Source organism: Aminobacter sp. MDW-2, from assembly GCF_014250155.1.
In the GTDB taxonomy this organism is placed as follows: Bacteria; Pseudomonadota; Alphaproteobacteria; order Rhizobiales; family Rhizobiaceae; genus Aminobacter; species Aminobacter ciceronei.
The window spans coordinates 5456064-5476447 of record NZ_CP060197.1 but is presented as its reverse complement, the minus strand read 5'-3'; the positions used below and the strand labels follow the sequence as shown (position 1 = coordinate 5476447).

General features: G+C 64.3%; 15 protein-coding genes and 1 tRNA gene. 9 read left to right on the top strand and 7 right to left on the bottom strand.

Features of this window, described 5'->3' with window-relative positions; all coding sequences use genetic code 11:
- Positions 1 to 9 precede the first annotated feature (9 nt).
- The 5 genes from H5P29_RS27020 to H5P29_RS27000 all read left to right on the top strand — a co-directional run bounded on the left by H5P29_RS27020 (position 10) and on the right by H5P29_RS27000 (position 4531).
- Positions 10 to 1110: a polyamine ABC transporter substrate-binding protein gene (locus H5P29_RS27020; protein WP_067965212.1), complete on the top strand. Its 1101-nt coding sequence runs from the start codon at positions 10 to 12 to the stop codon at positions 1108 to 1110.
- A 64-nt stretch (positions 1111 to 1174) separates the two neighbouring features.
- A complete protein-coding gene (locus tag H5P29_RS27015; RefSeq protein WP_154385333.1) occupies positions 1175 to 2314 on the top strand; it encodes an ABC transporter ATP-binding protein in 1140 nt (379 codons plus the stop codon).
- Positions 2315 to 2322: 8 nt separating this feature from the next.
- Entirely contained in the window at positions 2323 to 3234 is a 912-nt protein-coding gene (locus tag H5P29_RS27010) for an ABC transporter permease subunit (protein ID WP_154385334.1), read from the top strand.
- A 1-nt stretch (position 3235) separates the two neighbouring features.
- Positions 3236 to 4054 carry an ABC transporter permease gene (locus H5P29_RS27005; RefSeq protein WP_154385335.1) on the top strand — a complete coding sequence of 273 codons (819 nt, stop codon included), beginning with the start codon at positions 3236 to 3238 and terminating at the stop codon, positions 4052 to 4054.
- 165 nt (positions 4055 to 4219) lie between these two features.
- The gene (locus H5P29_RS27000; protein WP_067965203.1) at positions 4220 to 4531 is read left to right on the top strand and encodes a hypothetical protein; all 312 of its coding nucleotides are present in this window, start codon (positions 4220 to 4222) and stop codon (positions 4529 to 4531) included.
- A gap of 135 nt (positions 4532 to 4666) precedes the next feature.
- Here the strand turns inward: H5P29_RS27000 and H5P29_RS26995 are convergent, their stop codons facing one another.
- The 4 genes from H5P29_RS26995 to H5P29_RS26980 all read right to left on the bottom strand — a co-directional run bounded on the left by H5P29_RS26995 (position 4667) and on the right by H5P29_RS26980 (position 6186).
- Positions 4667 to 4957 carry a hypothetical protein gene (locus H5P29_RS26995; protein ID WP_067965201.1) on the bottom strand — a complete coding sequence of 97 codons (291 nt, stop codon included), beginning with the start codon at positions 4955 to 4957 and terminating at the stop codon, positions 4667 to 4669.
- Between the two features lie 28 nt (positions 4958 to 4985).
- Positions 4986 to 5279: an I78 family peptidase inhibitor gene (locus H5P29_RS26990; RefSeq protein WP_067965198.1), complete on the bottom strand. Its 294-nt coding sequence runs from the start codon at positions 5277 to 5279 to the stop codon at positions 4986 to 4988.
- A 114-nt stretch (positions 5280 to 5393) separates the two neighbouring features.
- Positions 5394 to 5470, bottom strand: a tRNA-His gene (locus H5P29_RS26985).
- 257 nt (positions 5471 to 5727) lie between these two features.
- Positions 5728 to 6186 carry a phasin gene (locus tag H5P29_RS26980; RefSeq protein WP_067965195.1) on the bottom strand — a complete coding sequence of 153 codons (459 nt, stop codon included), beginning with the start codon at positions 6184 to 6186 and terminating at the stop codon, positions 5728 to 5730.
- A 242-nt stretch (positions 6187 to 6428) separates the two neighbouring features.
- Here H5P29_RS26980 and H5P29_RS26975 point away from each other — a divergent pair, with 242 nt between their 5' ends.
- From H5P29_RS26975 to H5P29_RS26965, 3 genes are all read left to right on the top strand, one after another.
- Positions 6429 to 10277 (top strand): PAS domain S-box protein, encoded by a 3849-nt coding sequence (locus H5P29_RS26975; protein WP_154385336.1) that lies wholly within the window; start codon positions 6429 to 6431, stop codon positions 10275 to 10277.
- Between the two features lie 248 nt (positions 10278 to 10525).
- Positions 10526 to 11572 carry a Fe(3+) ABC transporter substrate-binding protein gene (locus H5P29_RS26970; protein ID WP_154385337.1) on the top strand — a complete coding sequence of 349 codons (1047 nt, stop codon included), beginning with the start codon at positions 10526 to 10528 and terminating at the stop codon, positions 11570 to 11572.
- A gap of 418 nt (positions 11573 to 11990) precedes the next feature.
- Positions 11991 to 13463: an iron ABC transporter permease gene (locus H5P29_RS26965; RefSeq protein WP_246340853.1), complete on the top strand. Its 1473-nt coding sequence runs from the start codon at positions 11991 to 11993 to the stop codon at positions 13461 to 13463.
- 252 nt (positions 13464 to 13715) lie between these two features.
- Here H5P29_RS26965 and H5P29_RS26960 read toward each other — a convergent pair whose 3' ends face one another.
- Positions 13716 to 15674, bottom strand: coding sequence for an acetoacetate--CoA ligase (locus H5P29_RS26960; protein ID WP_154385339.1), 1959 nt, complete (start codon positions 15672 to 15674; stop codon positions 13716 to 13718).
- Positions 15675 to 15856: 182 nt separating this feature from the next.
- On the opposite strand from H5P29_RS26960, the gene H5P29_RS26955 reads away from it, so the two are divergent.
- Positions 15857 to 17734, top strand: coding sequence for an AsmA family protein (locus H5P29_RS26955; protein WP_154385340.1), 1878 nt, complete (start codon positions 15857 to 15859; stop codon positions 17732 to 17734).
- A gap of 11 nt (positions 17735 to 17745) precedes the next feature.
- Here H5P29_RS26955 and xseA read toward each other — a convergent pair whose 3' ends face one another.
- Together xseA and H5P29_RS26945 are read right to left on the bottom strand one after the other, a co-directional pair.
- On the bottom strand, positions 17746 to 19332 hold the full coding sequence (gene xseA / locus H5P29_RS26950) for an exodeoxyribonuclease VII large subunit (protein ID WP_154385341.1): 1587 nt from the start codon (positions 19330 to 19332) through the stop codon (positions 17746 to 17748).
- A 56-nt stretch (positions 19333 to 19388) separates the two neighbouring features.
- Positions 19389 to 20345 carry a LysR substrate-binding domain-containing protein gene (locus H5P29_RS26945; protein WP_067967050.1) on the bottom strand — a complete coding sequence of 319 codons (957 nt, stop codon included), beginning with the start codon at positions 20343 to 20345 and terminating at the stop codon, positions 19389 to 19391.
- Between the last annotated feature and the right edge of the window lie 39 nt (positions 20346 to 20384).

Here is a 20384-nt window from a genome sequence, read left to right as displayed (position 1 = left end):
GAGACTGCCATGAACCGTAGAGCGCTTTGGCTGACCGCCGCGTCAGCCCTTATCGCCGTTTTCACGATGCCCGCCAACGCCCAGGAGCGCGTCGTCAACGTCTACAACTGGTCTGACTACATCGATTCGACGATCATCGAGGACTTCACCAAGGAGACCGGCATCAAGGTCGTCTATGACGTCTACGATTCGAACGAGATCCTCGAGACCAAGCTACTTGCCGGCGGCAGCGGCTACGATGTCGTCGTGCCGACTGCCAGCCCCTTCCTGGCGCGCCAGATCCAGGCCGGCGTCTACCAGAAGCTCGACAAGTCCAAGCTGCCCAACCTGACGAATGTCTGGGATGTGGTGAGTTCGCGCACCGCCGCCTACGACCCGGGAAACGAGTATTCGGTCAACTACATGTGGGGCACGGTCGGCATCGGCTACAATCAGAAGAAGGTCAAGGAAGCGCTCGGCATCGACAAGATCGACAGCTGGGACGTGGTCTTCAAGCCGGAACAGCTGGCGAAGCTCGCCGAATGCGGCGTCTATGTGCTGGATTCGCCGACCGACATCCTGCCGACGACGCTGAACTATCTTGGCCTCAAGCCGCAGTCGACCGAACTGGGCGACCTGTCCAAGGCGGAAGAGACCTTGCTCGCGGTCCGTCCGTCGATCCGCAAGTTCCATTCCTCGGAATACATCAACGCGCTTGCCAATGGCGACATCTGCCTGGCCGTCGGCTGGTCGGGTGACGTCTTCCAGGCGCGCGATCGTGCCGCAGAAGCCGACCAGGGCGTCGTCATCGACTACGTCATCCCCAAGGAGGGCGCCGAGATGTGGTTCGACCAGATGGCGATCCCGGCCGATGCCCAGCATGTCGCCGAGGCGCATGAGTTCATCAACTACATGCTGAAGCCGGAAGTCGCGGCGAAGGCCTCGAACTACATCTTCTACGCCAACGGCAACAAGGCGTCGCAGCAGTTCATCGACAAGGAGATCTCCAGCGATCCGGCGATCTATCCCGATGAAGCGACGCTCGCCAAGCTCTTCACCGTGCCGCCCTACGATCCCAAGACCCAGCGCGTGGTGACCCGCAGCTGGACCAAGATCGTCACCGGACAATAACCAAGGCATGCGGCCCGGCGCCATCGGCGCCGGGCTTCGCATCAGGGGCAGGTGGGAGAGGGAAATGAAATCGCTCGGCAATATCCGCAGGGACTTTGCGCCCTGGAACAAGCCAGACGCCAAGCCCTACATTCAGTTCAAGGACGTCACCAAGCGGTTCGGTGACTTCACCGCCGTCAACAATCTGTCGCTGTCGATCTATGAGCGTGAGTTCTTCGCGCTGCTCGGCGCCTCGGGCTGCGGAAAGTCGACGCTGTTGCGCATGCTCGCCGGCTTCGAGGAGCCGACCTCCGGCCAGATCCTGCTCGACGGTCAGGACCTCAGGGGCATCCCGCCCTATCGTCGGCCGGTCAACATGATGTTCCAGTCCTATGCACTGTTCCCGCATATGTCGGTCGAGCAGAACATTGCCTTCGGCCTCAAGCAGGACGGCATGCCCAAGGTCGACATCGACACCCGCGTCGCCGAAATGCTCAAGCTGGTCAAGCTCAGCCAGTTTGCCAAGCGCAAGCCGCACCAGCTTTCAGGCGGCCAGCGCCAGCGCGTCGCGCTGGCCCGGGCGGTGGCCAAGCGGCCCAAGGTTCTGCTGCTGGACGAGCCCCTCGGTGCGCTCGACAAGAAGCTGCGCGAGGAAACCCAGTTCGAGCTGATGGACCTGCAGCAGACGCTTGGCCTGACATTTGTCGTCGTCACCCACGATCAGGAAGAGGCCATGACCATGGCCGACCGCATCGCCATCCTCGACAAGGGCGAGGTGATGCAGGTGGCGACGCCCGCCGAGGTCTATGAAGCACCGGGCTCGCGTTTCGTCGCCGACTTCGTCGGCAACATCAATATGTTCGAAGGCAAGGTCGCCGACCGCGACGGCGCCGGCGCGACAATCACCAGCGCCAATGGCGTCACCATCCGCACGGCCAATGCCGGCGACGCCGCCGCAGGCAGCGAAGTCGCCTTCGCCATCCGGCCGGAAAAGATCAAGGTTTCGTCGAAGAAGCCGGAAGGCGGCGACAATGTCATGGAAGGCGAGATCTACGACATCGCCTATCTCGGCGACATGACCATCTTCCACGTCCAGATCGGCAACGGCCAGGTGGTCAAGGCGAGCTCGCTCAATGCGACGCGCGCCACCGAGGACCCGCTGAGCTGGGACGACAAGGCCTGGATCTCCTTCCGCAACGACGCCGGCGTCGTTCTGACGCGATAGGTGGGGTGATGAAACATCCGCTCTCGGCCATAACCGACCGCCTCGTCATCCTCATTCCCTATTTCTGGCTGCTGTTCTTCTTCCTCATTCCGTTCTTCATCGTCTTCAAGATCTCCCTGTCGACGACGGCGATCGCCATGCCGCCCTACACGCCTGTGCTCGGGCTTTCAGACGGCGTGTCCGGCCTGATAACGCAGATCGGCGAGTTCAGCTTCGACAATTACCTCTGGTTGACGCAGGACGCGCTCTACTTCAACGCCTATGTCTCAAGCGTGATCATCGCCGGGATCTCGACTTTGCTGGCGCTGATCGTCGGCTATCCCATTGCCTATGGCATGGCGCGTGCGCCGGCGACGATCCGGCCGACGCTGCTGATGCTGGTGATCCTGCCGTTCTGGACCAGCTTCCTGATCCGCGTCTATGCCTGGATCGGCATCCTCAAGCCCGAGGGTCTGCTCAACCAGCTGCTGCTCGCCACCGGCATCATCGACCAGCCGCTGGTGATCCTCAACACGCATACGGCGATCTTCATCGGCATCGTCTATTCCTACCTGCCGTTCATGATCCTGCCGCTCTATTCGGCGCTGGAGAAGATGGACTATTCGCTGATCGAGGCGGCGCAGGACCTCGGCTGCCCGCCGATGACGGCGTTCTGGAAGGTCACCTTCCCGCTGTCGCTGCCCGGCGTGATCGCCGGCTGCCTGCTGGTGTTTATCCCTGCCGTCGGCGAGTTCGTCATCCCCGACCTGCTCGGCGGCTCGCAGACGCTGATGATCGGCAAGACGCTGTGGAACGAATTCTTCGCCAACCGTGACTGGCCGGTTTCCTCAGCAGTGGCGGTGATCCTGCTTCTGCTGCTTGTCGTGCCGATCATGTTCTTCCAGCAGGCGCAGGCACGCGCCCAGGAACAGGGGCGCTGAGATGAACGCGAGCTGGAGCCGCTTCAACATCACGGCCATCGTACTGGGCTTTGCCTTCCTCTATCTGCCCATCGTGCTTTTGGTCGTCTTCTCCTTCAACGAATCCAAGCTCGTCACTGTCTGGGGCGGGTTCTCGACCAAATGGTACGTCTCCTTGTTCCACAATCAGGGCCTGATGGACGCGGCCTGGGTGACCATCCGCGTCGGCCTGATCTCGGCGACGATGGCCACAGTTCTCAGGACGCTCGCAGCACTTGCGCTGACCCGCTACACCAGGTTCCGGGGCAGGGTGCTGTTTTCGGGCATGGTGTTTGCGCCGCTGGTCATGCCCGAGGTCATCACCGGCCTGTCGCTGCTGCTGCTGTTCGTCGCCGTCGGGCTCGATCGCGGCTTCTTCACCCTGACGCTCGCCCACATCACCTTCTCGATGTGCTTCGTCGCCGTCGTGGTGCAGTCGCGGCTCGTCACATTCGACCGCTCGCTCGAGGAAGCGGCGATGGATCTTGGCGCCCCGCCTGTCAAAACCTTCTTTCAGATCACCTTGCCGGTCATCCTGCCGGCGATCGTCTCGGGCTGGATGCTGGCCTTCACGCTCTCCATCGACGACCTGGTGATTTCGAGCTTCACCTCGGGGCCGGGTGCGACGACGCTGCCGATGAAGATCTACAGCCAGGTGCGCCTCGGCGTGACACCCGAGATCAATGCCGCCTGTACAATCCTGATCGGCATCGTCGCCTGCGGCGTCATCGCCGCTTCGCTGGTCAACAAGCGGCGCGAGGTCCAGCGCCTGCGCGACGAACAGGCAGCACAGCGGGGGTGATCTGGCGTCCCGTGTCGTTGCCGGCAACTGCCACAACGGGATCCATGGGGCACCAGGAAAGAGGGCTTGGAGCAGCCGAAAAGGCGAGAGTTTCCAAGGGTATGCTACTGGATAAGCAAAAGTCGCCATGATAGCGTCTGGCGATTGTTTCAAGGAGTAGGGTCGATGACGCGTTTTCTAGCCACAGCAGCAGCTTTGTCTTTCGTCGCCTTGGCCGCTACGGCCTGTAACACCCCGCAGGAGCGCGCGGTCGGCGGCGGCGCCGTCGGTGCCGTGGGCGGTGCCCTGGTCGGCCAGGCCATCGGCGGCAACACCGGCGCAACCGTCGCGGGCGCCGTCATTGGCGGCCTTGCCGGCGCGATGATCGGCGCGGGCACGGCGCCCGGCGAATGCCGCTACCACCAGTACGACAACCGTGGCCGGCCGATGTACGACCGCTACGGCAAGCCGGTGACCTATCTGGCGCCCTGCCAGTAAGCACCTCCGCCATCGCGGTACATTTTCGTCCCTCAGGGACATCGAAAACGGCGCGCTTCATCCGAAGCGCGCCGGTTTTCGTTTTCCACCGAGTGTCGTTTGGCCAAGGTCTGTCTGCGCCGCGCAATCGTTTTTCTACTCGTGCAGGTAGTCCGCAATGGCCTTTGCCGTTGCCTCGGCAGTGTCACGCGAAACCTGCGGCAGCCCCATGTGGTCGCTGGCAATCGACAGCAGATAATCCCTGGCCTTTTCCACCGACCAGCCATCCCCAAGCCCGGACGCTGCCTCGATCAGGTAGCTGTCATATTCATCCGTGAAGGGCTGGTCGCACCAGTCCGCACCGGGCTCACGCAGTCCGATAGGGTCCCAGGTTGACCAGCCGATGGCGCGCAGCCTCGAAAGATCCAGGGGCTTCGGATCGGGCATGGTCGGCCGTCTGCGTCCGGGATCGAGATCAGCCGCAGAACGCGCGGACGATCTTGCCGGTCGTGGGATCGGTTTCGACGGTGACGCGCTCCTGGCGGAAATCCATCGTCGCCGGATCGCCCGGCTTGTGCTGGCGAACGATGGTTGCACCGGTGAGGCGCATCACCTCGTCGTCGGCGATCCGGTCCTTGCCGGCGAGTGATTCTGCCGCACCGCGATCGCAGATCCCCGACGTCGGCTGTGCTGCCACGGGCTCTTTCTGGCATCCGGCGAGGATGATCACCGTCGTGGCAATGCCGGCGGCAACGCGCAGGTCGATCATGGGCATGTTCCTTTGATTCGCAGTTTCAGCAGACGATCGGGCCGGAATGCGGCTGCACTATGCAAGGCCACGCTGCCTGTCATCGATGCTTGAAGCTGTCTTGGGGGAGGAAAATGGTACGGTTGGGTGGGCTCGAACCACCGACCTCCGGATCCACAATCCGGCGCTCTAACCAACTGAGCTACAACCGCGTACCTGTTGGTGCGGCGTCAATACGGACTCTTCGGACGCATTTCAAGAGCTTTGCGCATATTCCACTGCGGCGATTTGCGCTGCCTGTGGGAAGTCGTTGAAATCAGGCCTTCCGGCGCCTGCAAAAAAAGAAAAAGGCCGGCGGGAGGAGGTGCCGGCCTTTTCCTTTATGTGACCAGCGGGAGGAGGTGCTGGCCGCTTCGCCCGGCAGGCAGAGGGAGGAGGAACCGCCCGCCGGGTATCTTGTTGGTCGCTGTCAGGCGGCCTTGAGGTCTTTCAGCGCCTTTTCGAAAGCGGTCTTGACCGGCTTCGAGACGTCTTCGGCGGCCTTCGAGGCAACGGCCTGGAATTCCTTGGCCTGCTCGACGGTCTGCTCGACGCGGCTGCGCAGATAAGAGGTCTGCAGCTCGACGATCTCCGACAGCGTCTTGGCGCCGGCGAGAGCTTCGAGATGCGAGAAGCCGGCCTCGGCATTGGTGCGGAGCGCGGCAATCGCCTTGAGCGACAGCTCGTTGGTCACGCTGCGGGCGGTCTCGTAGCTCGACTCGATGGTCTTCTGGGCTTCTTCAGCACCGGTCTTGAGCTTGGTGTAAGCGTCCTTGGACTGCTCGACGCCCTTTTCTGCGAAGGCGCGGAACTGGTCGGAGGCCTTGGAAACGTCGAAGCTCGGCAGTTCAACGGTATCTGCGAATTCTGCGGTCTTGGTCTTGGACATTGTCTCACCCTGTGGACTGGACGGGGTGGTGTCACCCGTCTCGTTTATTCGCAACTCTCATATAGGGCATTCTATTGTGCATTGCAATATCTATGTTGCAGTGCACCATTTCGGCTTGGCGCGGGTTAACCACGTGACGAGAATAATCTCGCTCCATGACAGCTGTTTGCTAGACCTTGGCGATGACGGCTTTTATTAACAAAGCGTTAATTGTGAGAATGCGCGCCTTGCGGGACATGTGAATGCCGTCAGCAGCCTATTCCTTTATCGACGTCGCGGTCGTTGATCGTGTCAGGCAGCGTTTTGCTGCCGGCGATGCCATCGTCGTGCTGTCGGTCGATCTCGAGGACGTGCTCTGGGCCAATGGTCCGGGCGCCGCCGTGCTCGGCTATGACGACATCGATGCGGTGATCGGCGCGCCGTCGCGCCTGGGGCCGATCGCCCGCCGCCAGATCGCTGCAACGTCGGGCTTTCCCGACATCGGCCGCGACCGCTCCATCATGGTGCGCGTGGCGTCGGGCCTGACGAGCACCGCCGTTGCCTTCGTCGCCAGTTCCGTCCGGCTGCCGGGTGGCGCGGCCGCAATCATGCTCGCCGTTCCCGCCAGCGCGCGGGGCGCCAAGGACATCGCCGCCAATGCCATCAGCGGTTTCACCGAGCAGGGACATTTCCTGGCTTTCCTCGACGCCCAAGGGGAGGTCGAGGCCGCAACCGACGGCTTTGCCAGGCTCGGCATCGCGCCATCGACGCTGGCCGGGCTGGTGTCGGCGGTTGGCCGTGAGCGCGACCGCATCATCAAGCGGGCCATTCCCGCGACCGGAGGCTATCTGCCGGCGGGCCTGGCACGTCTGACCGACGAGCCGGCGCGCCACCTGCTGGTCGTTGTCGACGAGCGCCTGGAGGTCATGGAAGACGCCGAAGCCGGCGAGCAACAGGAGGCAGCCCCGGCCGGCGCTGCGCGCGTCGAGGCACCGCCAGCTGATCCGGCGCCCGCGCCAGTTTCTGCACCGGCGACGGTGCAGTCGCAGGACCATGCCGATCACGACCACTGGTATTTCAGCCCCGAGGAACGCGAGAGCCGGGCCGGCGCCACCGTTCGCGCGGCAATGGCCGACAGGGCGGTTGCGGCGCCTGTCGTTGCCGAAGTCACCGAGGCGGCTGTCAGCGGGCCTGCCGCAGGTGACGTTCCAACCAACGAGCCGGTCTCAGCGCCCGAGCCGGTCGCCTGGTCGGCCACGCCGTCAGAGCGGACCGCCGAGCCGGCGTCCGCGCCGGAGCCTGTTGCCGAATCGGCCGACGTTTCGCAGCCTCTGGAAGAGCCTGTCGTCGCGGCAGAGCCCGCTGTGGCCGCTCAGCCCGCGCCATCGCAGCTGGCGCCGGCCAGGCCGGCACTGGATCGCTCGGCTGCCCCCGTCCGCTTCGTCTGGCGCACTGACGCCGACGGCCGTTTCAGCGCCATCTCGCCGGAATTCGCGGCTGTTGTCGGCGACCATGCGGCCGATGTCGTCGGCCGCCGTTTCCAGGATGTCTCGACCACCTTCGAACTCGACCCGTCGGGCGAGATCGCGGGTCTGCTGCAGCGCCGCGACACCTGGTCCGGTCGCTCGGTGCTCTGGCCGGTCGCCGGCACCGACTGGCGTATTCCGGTCGATCTCGCCGCATTGCCGGTCTATGGCCGCGATCGCAGCTTTGAAGGCTTTCGCGGTTTCGGCGTGGCGCGCCCCGGCGAGGCTGTCGTCGACCACGAGCGCATCGGACTGGCGCTGGTTCCCAACGGCAAGCATCCGGAACAGGCCGAGCCACAGCCGGACGCCGGCGTAGTGCAGCCTGCAGCCGAAGCCATCGCCGTTGAACCGGCGAATCCCTTAGCTGTCGAGCCTGCTGTACTGGCGCCTGAAGCCAGTCCGACCGAAGCCAGGCAACTGGCACCGGAGGTTGCTGAAACACCTTCCGTTGAAACCCGGCAAGCCGCCGAGCCGAACAACGCTGATGACCCTTTCGCCGGCGAAGTTCCGGCTCTCGAGATCGATCGCAAGCATGATCGGCGCTATTCCGACAAGGTGATCCGCCTGGCCGAGCACCGGCCGACGGCGGCTGAAGAACCCGCCAATGGCAAGGGCCTCTCCAGCACCGAGCGCAGCGCATTCCGCGAGATCGGCGAGAAGCTGAAGCGCGCGCACGAGATCGTCGCGACAAGGCAGCAGGCGGCAGCCACTGAGGCGGTCGAGATTCCAACAGCTGCGAAGCCTGAGGCGACGTCCGCGGCGGAAAAGCCAGTCTCGGAAAAGAACGGCGAAGCCGCCTCGGCCGAGATCGCGGCCTATGCTGAAGCCGCGGCCGCTGAAACGGCCGGGCATGTGCTGGTGGCAGATGAATCCCCCGAGCATGCTGTCGGCGAAAAGCCGGAGCCAAATGGAGCGGCGGATGCCGAGGAGCCGGCGACTTCAGACGCGGCTCTGCCCGCACCCGTCGAACAGCTTGCCGTCGAGAGTGCGGAAATCGTCTCGCTGGCTTCGGTGCGGCCGGTCGAGCCTGTCATCGAAGCCGTCGATGTCACGCGCAATGAGCCGGAAAAGCCGCCGCTGCGCGCCGAAGAAATCATCCCGTCCCTGGCCGCTGGGCGCGACACACCCGTCGATGCACCTATCCTCGAGCAACTGCCGGTGCCGGTGCTGATCCATGCCGGTGACGTGCTGCACTACGCCAATGCCGAGTTCCTCGACCTGACCGGCTACGGCTCGGTCGACGAACTGTCGCGGGCAGGCGGTCTCGATGCCCTGTTCGCCGAGAGCTACGGCGACCAGCCCGGTTCCGACCACGACCTGAAACTGAAGACCCGCGACGGCGACGAGTTCCCAATCGAAGCTGTGTTGCGCTCGGTGCCGTGGCAGGACGGCAAGGCGCTGATGCTGGTCGTCCGCCGCATCAGTGCCGACGACGAGGTCGAGGATGCCGTCGAACAGGTCGCCGAACTCGAAGAGCGTCTCGCCGAGATGCGCACGATCATCGACACCGCCACGGACGGCGTTGTGCTGATCGACCGCGACGGTGCCATCCGCTCGATCAGCCGTCCGGCCGAGGCCCTGTTCGGTTTCGACAGCGACGAGGTTACCGGCAAGCCGTTCTATTCGCTGTTCGCCATCGAGAGCCAGCGTGCCGCGCGCGACTATCTCGTCGGGCTGTCCGAACATGGCGTGGCAAGCGTGCTCAACGATGGCCGCGAGGTCATCGGCCGCGAGGCGCAAGGCCGGTTCATCCCGTTGTTCATGACCATCGGACGCCTGCCCAACGACAGCGGCTTCTGCGCCGTGGTCCGCGACATCACCCAGTGGAAGCGCGCCGAGGAAGAACTGACCCAGGCGCGCGCCGTGGCCGAGCGGTCGTCGTCCCAGAAGACCGATTTTCTCGCCCGCATCAGCCACGAGATCCGCACTCCGCTCAACGCCATCATCGGTTTTTCCGAACTGATGGTCGACGAGAAGTTCGGCCCGGTCGCCAATGACCGCTATCGCGACTATCTCCGCGACATCAACCGCTCCGGCAACCATGTGCTGTCGCTGGTCAACGACTTGCTCGACATTTCCAAGATCGAGGCCGGCCAGCAGGAGATGGATTACGAGGCGGTGTCGCTCAACGACACCCTTGCCGAGACCGTGGCGATGATGCAGCCGCAGGCCAATCGCGAGCGCGTCATCATCCGCTCCAGCTTTGCCTCGCGCCTGCCCGAGATCGTCGCCGACCGACGCTCGATCCGCCAGATCGCGCTCAATGTGCTGTCCAACGCCGTGCGCTATACCCAGGCCGGCGGTCAGGTCATCGTCTCGACCTCCTACGAGACCTCGGGCGACATCGTCATGCGGGTGCGCGACACCGGCATCGGCATGAGCCAGGCCGAGATCGAGCAGGCGCTGAAGCCGTTCAAGCAGATCAACTCGCTGAAGCGCTCGCGCGGCGACGGCACCGGTCTCGGACTGCCGCTGACCAAGGCGATGGTCGAGGCCAATCGCGCCCGTTTTGCCATCGCGTCGACGCCCGGCGAGGGCACGCTTGTCGAGGTGACTTTCCCCTCGACGCGCGTCCTTGCCGAGTAGTGGCTTGTTAGCGAGGTGCGACATTTCCGCACATTTTCGTGAACAAGCCATGCGATTGTTAGAAATTGTCGAACAAGTCCTTGAATCCGGTATGAAATGCTCCAGTTTAGAAATTTTCTAAACTATTGATATGGCTGACCTTTAAACTTGACCGGAAGAGTCACGATGACCATAGGGGAAGCAGTCTCGAAATCGAGGCTGCCATATGTTCCCTGAGGGAATTTGCCCCCTTTGGCCAGGAGAGAAAAATGAAGATTGGAAACGCCAGGTCGGCCGTCGCAGGCGGTGCGCTTGCCATTGCCGCACTCTTCACCACGTCGGCGCTCGCCGATGGCGTCGTGAACATCTACACCTATCGCCAGCCCGATCTGATCAAGCCGGTTCTCGAGGCCTTCACGGCCGAGACGGGCATCAAGACCGAAGTGCTGTTCCTCGACAAGGGTCTTGAGGAACGCGTCCTGGCAGAGGGCGCCAATTCGCCGGCCGACGTCATCATGACCGTCGACATCGCCCGTCTCACCTCGGCCAAGGAAAAAGGCGTCACCCAGCCGCTGGTCGACGAGGAAGTCAACAAGCTGCTGCCGGCCGAGTATCGCGATCCGGATGGCAACTGGTTCGGCGTCACCAAGCGCGCCCGCGTCATCTACGCCTCGAAGGAGCGCGTCAAGGACACCGCCATCACCTATGCCGAGCTTGCCGATCCCAAGTGGAAGGGCAAGATCTGCATGCGTTCGGGCCAGCACGACTACAACCTCGCTTTGTTCTCGGCAGCCATTGCCCACTGGGGTCCGGAAAAGACCGAAGAGTGGATGAAGGGCCTCAAGGCCAACCTCGCCAAGAAGCCTGACGGCGGCGACCGTCCGCAGGCCGGCGCGATTGCCGCCGGCGAGTGCGACATCGCCATCGGCAACACCTATTATGTCGGCCTGATGCGCAACAACGAGAAGGACCCGAAGGAAAAGGAATGGGGCAACGCCATCAACGTGCTCTTCCCGACCTTCGAGAACGGCCTGACCCACGTCAACATCTCAGGCGCAGCACTCGCCAAGAACGCGCCGAACCGTGACAACGCCGTCAAGCTGATCCGCTTCCTAGCCAGCCACAAGGCCCAGCAGGTCTACGCCGAGAAGAACTACGAATATCCGGTCGAGCCGGGCCTCGAGCCATCCGAGACGGTCAAGGCGTTCGGCACGCTCAACGCCGACACCTTGCCACTGGTCGACGTGGCCAAGGGCCGCAAGCCAGCGTCCGAGATGGTCGATCGCGTCGGCCTCGACGACGGCCCGAGCAGCTGATAGGCAGCGACATGAACTGAGGAAGAGCCGGGCCGGGCGATGATCGGTCCGGCTTTTCTGCATTGGCGCAGCGGCCCGAAAACGGCATCGATTGAAGACGAAGCGCAGATTCGATGGAGCGTCATGTGCGTCCAACGGGAACGCGCGACGCCGCAGAGAGGATTGATCTTTGCCGACGACAGGCGGAGCAGAGGCGGGAGCATCAGGCGTGGCGTCGGCCGCGGGCGTCAGGCCGTTGCCCGTCAAGCGCCTGCGCCATCCGCTTATCGGCACGCTGGCGCTCGCCGTCGGCATCGTCGTCATCCTGCCGGTTCTGTCGCTCGCCTTCGTCGCGCTTTCCGGTACGGGCGAGGACTGGCCGCATCTGATCGCCAACGTGCTGCCCGGCGCCACGCGCACGACGCTGGCGCTGCTGGCGATGGTGGCCGCACTCACATCGATTGCCGGCGTCGCCTGCGCCTGGGCGGTCGTCGCTTATGATTTTCCCTTCCGCCGCATCCTGTCCTGGGCGCTGGTGCTGCCGCTGGCCGTGCCGCCCTATCTCGCGGCCTATGCCTTTGGCGAGTTCTTCCATTACCAGGGGCCGGTGCAGAGCCTGGTCCGCGCAATTTTCGGTTTTGAGACGATCCGCGACTACTGGTTTCCCGATATCCGCTCGACCTGGGGCACGGCCTTCGTACTCGCCTCTGTGCTCTATCCTTACGTCTATCTCACCACCCGCATCGTCTTCCTGATGCAGGGCCGCAACATCGCCGACGTCGCGCGCACGCTCGGCGCATCGCCGGCACGCGTGTTCTGGCGCGTGCTTCTGCCCGTGGCGCGGCCGGCCATCGTTGCCGGTGTCGCCCTGGTGCTGATGGAGACGATCAACGACATCGGCGCCGCCGAATATTTCGGCGTCCGCACGCTGACGGTCGCCGTCTACACCACCTGGCTCAACCGCGGCAGCCTGGAGGGCGGCGCGCAGATCGCCATCCTGATGCTGGTGCTTGTGCTGCTCCTGCTCGTCGCCGAGCAATGGGCGCGCCGGCGTCAGCGCTTCCATTCCGGGCGCGGCACCCATCTCAAGGTTCATCCGCCTCGCACAGCCCTCAAGGGCTGGAGGCGCTTTGCCCTGCCTGCCGCCGTGTCGTTGCCGATCCTCAGCGGCTTCGGCGTGCCGATCACCATCTTCGGCCAATATGCCTCGCGCCGGCTCGAGCAGTTCGTCTCGCCCGACGTGGCCAGCGCCTTCCTCAACAGCCTGATGACGGCGTCGCTGACGGCCATCTTCACCGTCGTCATTGCGCTGTTCCTGCTCAATGCCCAGCGCCTGTCGAAAGGCCGGGCCATGGCCGCCACCGTGCGTCTCGCCTCGGTCGGCTACGCCCTTCCCGGAGGCATCCTCGGGCTCGGCCTGCTGTTCGTGCTGGCACGCTTCGACAATTCGCTCGATACCTTTGCGCGCGCCTGGCTCGGATTCTCGACCGGGCTGCTGCTCACCGGCTCGGCCGCGGCGGTGATCATTGCCTGCACCATCCGCTTCGTTGCCCTGGCCGAGGGCGCGGTCCGCTCCGGCATGGAGAAGCTGCCTGGCAGCCTCGACGAAGCTGCGCGCAGCCTCGGCAAGACGCCGGCGCAAAGTGCTGCCAGCGTGCTTCTGCCATTGCTCAAGCCGGCGATCCTGACAGCTGCGGTTCTCGTCTTCGTCGACACCGTCAAGGAACTGTCGGCGACCATCCTGCTCAGGCCCTTCGGCTTCAGCACGCTGGCGACGCATGTCTATGAAAACGCCTCACGCGGCGTCCCGGAAGAAGGGGCGGTGGCGGCAATCGTCATCATCATTACCGCCATGGTACCGGTGGTGTTGCTTTCGGGCGCGCTGGTGCGCGACGCAGAGGCATCGCTCTAAGTTCTTTTTAGACCAGGCTAAAGAAAAAGGCGCCACTGGGGCGCCCTTAAGGTAGATGCTGTTTCAACGGGGACTTGAGCTGAACTGGCTATCCTCAGAGATGAGGAAAGGGATTTCTCCCTCAAGTTGACAACGACTATCAGGGGCGAACCTTAACAGCACCTTACCCCAGTGATGAAAAATTTACGAAAGTGTACCACTCCTGAAGTCTAGGTAAATTTGGCGGTTACGTCTTGTTAGGCATGCCGCGTCTCAGCTCCTGAGCTGCGCGATGTCGCTGTAGAGATCCAGCGCTTCGGGATTGGCCAGCGCCTCCTTGTTCTTGACGGGGCGGCCATGGACGATGTCGCGGACGGCGAGTTCGGTGATCTTGCCCGACTTGGTGCGCGGGATATCGGTGACCGCCACGATTTTGGCCGGCACGTGGCGCGGGCTGGCGCCGGTGCGAATCTTGGTCCGAATGCGCTTCTCCAGGTCCTCGTCGAGGGTGACCCCGGGCGCGAGGCGAACGAACAGCACGACGCGCACGTCGCCGTCCCAGTCCTGTCCGATGCAGATCGCCTCGGCGATCTCCGGCATCTGCTCGACCTGGTTGTAGATCTCGGCGGTGCCGATGCGCACGCCGCCCGGGTTCAGCGTCGCGTCCGAGCGGCCATGGATGATCATGCCGCCATGCGCTGTCCATTCGGCGAAGTCGCCATGGCACCAGACATTGTCGAAACGCTCGAAATAGGCGGCGTGGTACTTCTTGCCGTCGGGGTCGTTCCAGAAGCCGATCGGCATCGCCGGAAACGCCTTGGCGCAGACCAGTTCGCCCTTCTCCCGGCGCACCGGCTTGCCGTCATCGTTCCAGACGTCGACCGCGAGGCCGAGGCCGGCGCCCTGGATCTCGCCGGTCCAGACCGGCTCGGTCGGCACGCCGAGCACGAAGCACGAGACGATGTCGGTGCCGCCCGAGATCGAGGCGAGGTGGATGTCCTTCTTGATGCCGTCATAGACGAAATCAAAGCCCTCCGGCGACAGCGGCGAGCCGGTCGACGAGATGGTGCGCACGCTGCCGAGGTCGTGGCTGTCGATGGGCCTGAGACCGGCCTTGCGCACCGAGTCGATGAACTTCGCCGAGGTGCCGAAATAGGTCATCTTCTCGGCATCGGCGAAGTCGAACAGCACATTGCCGTCGGGATGGAACGGCGAGCCGTCATAGAGCAGCAGCGTCGCTTCCGCAGCAAGACCCGAGACCAGCCAGTTCCACATCATCCAGCCGCAGGTGGTGAAGTAGAAGAAGCGGTCGCCCGGCTTGAGCCCGGCATGCAGGCGCAGTTCCTTGACGTGCTGGATCAGCGTGCCGCCGGCCGAGTGCACGATGCATTTCGGGATGCCCGTCGTGCCCGACGAGAACAGGATATAGAGCGGATGCGAAAAGGGCAGGGGCTCGAACGTCACAGCCTTTGCCGCGAATGGCGCCAGCGCATCGTCGAGCGCCTCGGCCTTGCCGATGGTCGCGGCAACGTCTGTCGCAGTGCCGAGATAGTCGACGACCAGCACCTTGGTCACACTTCCGAGCTTGCCGGCGACGGCTGCGATCTTCGATCCGACCTCGATATGCTTGCCGGCATACCAGTAGCCGTCGGGTGCGATGAACAGCTTTGGCTCGATCTGGCCGAAGCGGTCGAGCACGCCCTGTTCGCCGAAGTCGGGCGAGCATGACGACCAGACGGCGCCCAGCGAGGCGGTTGCCAGCATTGCGGCCACCGTCTCCGGCATGTTCGGCATCATCGCGGCGATGCGGTCGCCCTTGGCAACGCCAAGCGACACGAACAACTGCTGCAGCCTCGATACCAGTGCCGCAAGTTCGTCCCAGGTGAGCCGGCGCTCGACCTTGTCCTCGCCGCGGAAGACGATGGCCTCGCCGCTGCCCGAGCCGCGCAACAGGTTCTGCGCGAAGTTCAGGCTGGCATCGGGGTAGAACTGTGCTCCCGGCATGCTGTTGCCATCAACGAGCACGTGGCCGCCCTTGTCGCCGATAACGCCGCAGAAGTCCCAGACAAGATCCCAGAACGCCTCGCGCTCGCTGATCGACCAGGCATGCAGTTCGGCATAGTTGGTGAACGACTGGCCGGCGCGCGCGCCCGCCGCAGCCATGAACGCCGTAAGGGGCGCTTGCGCCACCTGCGTTGACGAGGGCGTCCAAAGCGGCTTTTCGACAGTCATCGGCATCTCTCCCAGAACGCGCATGGTTATGCATGTCGCACTGCAGCAGATCAAGGAAATGTCGATTAGCGCCATTGCGCTGTGCGCAAACGTCATCGCATGGCCACAAAGACTTGAAATGCCGCGTTACTCGGTTACACCCGTTAGCCACAACGGCGCAGCACGGGCGGCACAAGGGCAACATGCCATCACCACTGTTCAGGCGCAGCATCTGGGCGATCACAGGACTCATCATCCTGATCGCCGCCACCGTTGCCGCCGTGCCGTTCATCGCTTCCACCCAGATCGTCAAGGACCGCATCGCCTTCGAGATGAGCGCGTGGAGCGGCTTCCGCGTGTCGATCGAAGGCACGCCCGACATCGAGATCTGGCCGGTGTTCCGCGCCACCCTGACCGACGTCACCCTGACCGACTGGGATGACGAGAAGGGTTCGCCGGTCATCGAGGCCGAACGCGTTGAAATCGAGCTGTCGGCGCTTTCGGCGCTCAGCGGCAATGTCGATTTCTCCGACGCGCATTTCATCCGGCCGACTTTGCGCCTGAAGCGGCTTGCCGACGGCGGCGTGGAGATGCCGCATTCGACCGGCGGGCGCCTCAGCCGCGCCATCGAGCGTGCCCGCGCCACCGTCGCGTCGAATCCTGCCGAACCTGACCTCAGTGCGCTGCCTGATGACGAATTCGGCGCCGTCGAGTTCATCGATGGCCGTGTCGTGGCCGTTTCCGACGAGGGCGAGGACGAACTCCTGAGCGACCTCACCGGCAAGGCCAGCCTGCCGGCGCTGAACAAAGCCGGGAAGCTCACGGCAACCGGTGTCTGGCATGGCGAGCAGGTGGCGATCGAATTGTCGTCGCCGCGTCCGCTGATGCTGTTTGCCGGTGGCGAGGCACCGATCGTCGCTTCGCTGAAATCGGCGCCTGTCGAAGCCTCGTTCGACGGCACCATCGACATGGGCCCCGATGCGCATGTCGATGGCCAGGCCAAGATCGTATCGCCGTCCTTCCGGCGCATGCTGGAATGGTCCAAGCCGGGCATCCTGCCTGGAAGCCCTGTCGGATCGATTTCGCTCGCCTCCAAGATTACGGGCGATGTGTCCCGCCTCAAGATCGAGAACGCGCAAGTCACGCTCGACGGCAATCCCGGCATGGGCATCCTCGATCTGTCGCTCGATGGGCCCGTGCCGGCGCTTTCGGGCACACTGGCTTTCGACACGCTCGACCTGATGACGTTTGCCTCGTCCTTCGCGCCCATGACCCCGGCAAACGGGCCCACGACGGCCGAGATCGACACCAGCTTTTCCGACCGCATCAATCTCGATCTCAGGCTGTCGGCGACGAAGGCGACGGCCGGTTCCATCGCGCTCGCCGAGGTCGCGGCAACGGCCCAGGTCAAGGGTGGGCTGGCGGCATTCGACATTTCCGATGCGGAAGCCTTTGGCGGCAATGTCCAGGCCAGCATCCGTTTCGACCGTAAGCCCGCCGGCACACAGGCGGAGATGCGGTTGCTTGCGTCCGACATCGACGGCGGCGCCTTCGGCACCGCGGCGGGCATGAGCCACATCGTGCCGATCGGCCGCGGCACCGTGTCGGTTATCCTCCAGGGCCCGGGCCTGAACTGGAACACGCTGCTGGAGAATGCCAACGGCTCGGTCGCCGCCACCTTCGGCGTCGGCGCGATTGCCGGGCTCGACATGGCGGCCTTCCTCAAGCGTACCGCCGATCGCGGTTTCTTCTCGCTCGACGAAGTCTCGGGCGGTACGCTGCCGGTCGATGGTGTCGAGCTCAAGGCGACCATCTCCAACGGTGTTGCCAAGATCGACAAGGCGGAGGCACGCACGCCGACGAGCCGCATCTGGCTGACCGGCATCGTGCCTTATGTCGGTCGTGGGCTCGCGCTCTCGGGTGCGATCGAGGCCAAGGAGATCACCGCCTCTTCCTCGACGACGACAACCCCTGTTGCACCGGCGGTGCGGCCAACGGCATTCTTCGTCGGCGGCTCGTGGAGCGCACCGTTCATTTCGCCGCTGGTGGCGCCCGTTATCTCGTCGCCTACGGGCGACTGACCCCTGTCGCTTTAGAACAGGCTGCCCTGATTGCCGGGTTCCTTGACCTTGGCTGCTGGTCTGGCCACCGGCTTTGGCTTGGCCTCGCCGCTTGCCGCAATCGCGCTGCCGCTGGTGGCGATCGCATTGGTCGTGCCGTCGGCGAATTCGATCGACAGCGCCGCACCCGCGGCCACTTCGGAGGCGCGCTTGAGCACCGTGCCGTCGGCATCGCGAACAAGCGCGAAGCCGCGTGCCAGCACCGCCTTGTGCGACAGCGTCGCCATCAGCCGGTCCGCCTGTGACAGGCTCGTCCGCGCGCGTTCGAGCCTACGCCCGACCGCAAGCACGGCGCGGCGTTCCAGCGCCGTGAGCTGCTGGCCAAATGCCTCCTGGCGGCGGACCAGTGGTTCCGGCGACAGCCGGCCTTTGGTGCGGTCGAACCGGATGCGCTTTTCGCGCACCATCGCTCGCAACGCTGCATCGGCGCGCAGCATGTCACGGTCGAGATGGCGGCGGGTTTCGCTGATGCGGCGCGCCAACGTCGCCGGCGACAGGCGCACCGCCGACAGCCGGGCGCGCTTGCGCTCGGTGGTGACGGTCAGCGCCCGGCCGAGCCGGCTTGTCGCCTCGTCGAAGCGGCGGCGGGGTAGCGCCAGCAACTGGTCCGGAGTGGGCAAGGCGCGTGCGGCTGCGCGAACAGCCTGGCTGCGCCGGTCGATCATGCGCGATACCGCGCCGCGCAGCCGTGCGCCGAGATTGGCGAGCACGGCCTCGAGTTCGGCTTTGACAGGCACGGCAAGCTCGGCGGCACCCGTCGGCGTCGGCGCCCGCCTGTCGGCGGCGAGGTCGATCAGCGTCCAGTCGGTTTCGTGGCCGACGGCCGAGATGACCGGGATGTGCGAAGCGGCAACGGCGCGGACAAGCCCTTCGTCGTTGAAGCCCCAGAGGTCTTCGAGGCTGCCGCCGCCGCGCGCCACGATCAAAAGGTCGGGGCGCCTGATCGCACCGAGCTCGGACAGTTCGTTGAAGCCGTTGACCGCAGCGGCCACTTCCGCACCCGACGTCTCGCCCTGAACCCGCACCGGCCAGACCAGAACATGCAGCGGGAAGCGGTCCTTGATGCGGTGGATGATGTCGCGGATGACCGCACCGGTCGGCGAGGTGACGACGCCGATCACCAGCGGCATGAACGGCAACAGCTGCTTGCGACGGTCGTCGAACAGGCCCTCGGCGGCCAGCCTGCGCTTGCGCTCTTCCAGCAGCGCCATCAGCGCGCCGGCGCCGGCGGGCTCGAGATTGTCGATGACGATCTGGTATTTCGACGAGCCGGGATAGGTGGTCAGCCTGCCGGTGGCGATCACCTCCATCCCTTCCTCGGGACGGAATTTCAGCCGGCTCATCGTGCCTTTCCACACCACCGCTTCGATGCGTGAACGATCGTCCTTCAGCGAGAAATAGGCATGGCCCGACGAATGCGGGCCGCGATAACCCGAGATTTCGCCGCGCACGCGCACATTGCCGAAGGCGTCCTCGACGGTGCGCTTCAGCGCGCCGGAAATCTCGCTGACGGTGTATTCGGCAGCATTGGTGCGTGATTCGGTAGCAAGTTCGTTCATCGCGCGATTGAGGGCCGCGTGGCCTTCCTCGTCAAGCTTTGCCGGTCAATCGCAGCCTACCATCCCGGCATGATGTGGCTCGGCTTGAGCCGCCGGCCACGCGCGGCGGCAAGGGCAGCGAAATCGAACGTGCCGCTCTCCTCGGTCAGCGGCACAGAGATGTTGTCGAGGCTCTCCGAGATATGCCGCGCAAGCGCATCGACGATCTCGGGCCGGCTGGAATGGCCGCGCAGGATTCCGATCTTGCAGTCGGGCAGGGCGCCGAAGCCGTCGGCTTCGCCAAGCACGCGCATGCCCGGCCGCAGCGCGCATTCGGGCAGCACTGATACGGCGAGGCCAGCCAGAACGGCGGCGGTGATGACATTGGCCGACCAACTGGTGAACAGCACGCGGTACTCGCGGCCGCTGGCCTGGAGCAGGTCCGTCGCCATCTGCCGCCACTGGCAGGTCGGGCGGCCGAAAGCCATCGGCAGGATCGTCTCCTCATGCACCATATGGCTGGCCGACGAGACCCACAGCAGCGGTTCGTTGCGCACGATCTCGCTCGGCCGGGTGTCCACGCACTCGGTCACAAGTGCGATGTCGAGATTGCCGCGGCGAATCTGGTCGGCGAGATTGACGGTGGGCTCGCACAGCACCGACAGCTCGACGCGCGGGTTGGAGCGCGAGAAGCGCGCCATGATCTCGGGCAGGAAACGGTCGGCATAATCGTCCGGCACACCGATGCGGACCGTGCCCTCCAGCGCCTTGTCGTCGAAGGCAGCCAGCGTCTCGCGGTTGAGGTGCAGCAGCCGCCTGGCATAGGTGAGCAGGCGCTCGCCTTCCTCGGTCAGCTTGTTCATGCGCCCTTCCTTTTCGAAGAGCGCCTTGCCGATGCGGTCCTCGAGACGGCGCATCTGCATCGACACAGCTGACTGCGTGCGATGCACTTCGTCGGCGGCGCGCGTGAAGCTGCCGGTGTCGACGATGGAGATGAAGGTGTGGAGCTGGTCAAGATCGAGAGGAGCGGCCATCGACGTTTCCATCATGAACATTGATGGTAAAGATTAGAA

Coding starts and splice junctions, on each gene's coding strand:
- H5P29_RS27020 (WP_067965212.1), top strand. CDS start 10: ATGAACCGTAGAGCGCTTTGGCTGACCGCCGCGTCAGCCCTTATCGCC.
- H5P29_RS27015 (WP_154385333.1), top strand. CDS start 1,175: ATGAAATCGCTCGGCAATATCCGCAGGGACTTTGCGCCCTGGAACAAG.
- H5P29_RS27010 (WP_154385334.1), top strand. CDS start 2,323: ATGAAACATCCGCTCTCGGCCATAACCGACCGCCTCGTCATCCTCATT.
- H5P29_RS27005 (WP_154385335.1), top strand. CDS start 3,236: ATGAACGCGAGCTGGAGCCGCTTCAACATCACGGCCATCGTACTGGGC.
- H5P29_RS27000 (WP_067965203.1), top strand. CDS start 4,220: ATGACGCGTTTTCTAGCCACAGCAGCAGCTTTGTCTTTCGTCGCCTTG.
- H5P29_RS26995 (WP_067965201.1), bottom strand. CDS start 4,957: ATGCCCGATCCGAAGCCCCTGGATCTTTCGAGGCTGCGCGCCATCGGC.
- H5P29_RS26990 (WP_067965198.1), bottom strand. CDS start 5,279: ATGATCGACCTGCGCGTTGCCGCCGGCATTGCCACGACGGTGATCATC.
- H5P29_RS26980 (WP_067965195.1), bottom strand. CDS start 6,186: ATGTCCAAGACCAAGACCGCAGAATTCGCAGATACCGTTGAACTGCCG.
- H5P29_RS26975 (WP_154385336.1), top strand. CDS start 6,429: ATGCCGTCAGCAGCCTATTCCTTTATCGACGTCGCGGTCGTTGATCGT.
- H5P29_RS26970 (WP_154385337.1), top strand. CDS start 10,526: ATGAAGATTGGAAACGCCAGGTCGGCCGTCGCAGGCGGTGCGCTTGCC.
- H5P29_RS26965 (WP_246340853.1), top strand. CDS start 11,991: ATGGTGGCCGCACTCACATCGATTGCCGGCGTCGCCTGCGCCTGGGCG.
- H5P29_RS26960 (WP_154385339.1), bottom strand. CDS start 15,674: ATGACTGTCGAAAAGCCGCTTTGGACGCCCTCGTCAACGCAGGTGGCG.
- H5P29_RS26955 (WP_154385340.1), top strand. CDS start 15,857: ATGCCATCACCACTGTTCAGGCGCAGCATCTGGGCGATCACAGGACTC.
- xseA (WP_154385341.1), bottom strand. CDS start 19,332: ATGAACGAACTTGCTACCGAATCACGCACCAATGCTGCCGAATACACC.
- H5P29_RS26945 (WP_067967050.1), bottom strand. CDS start 20,345: ATGGCCGCTCCTCTCGATCTTGACCAGCTCCACACCTTCATCTCCATC.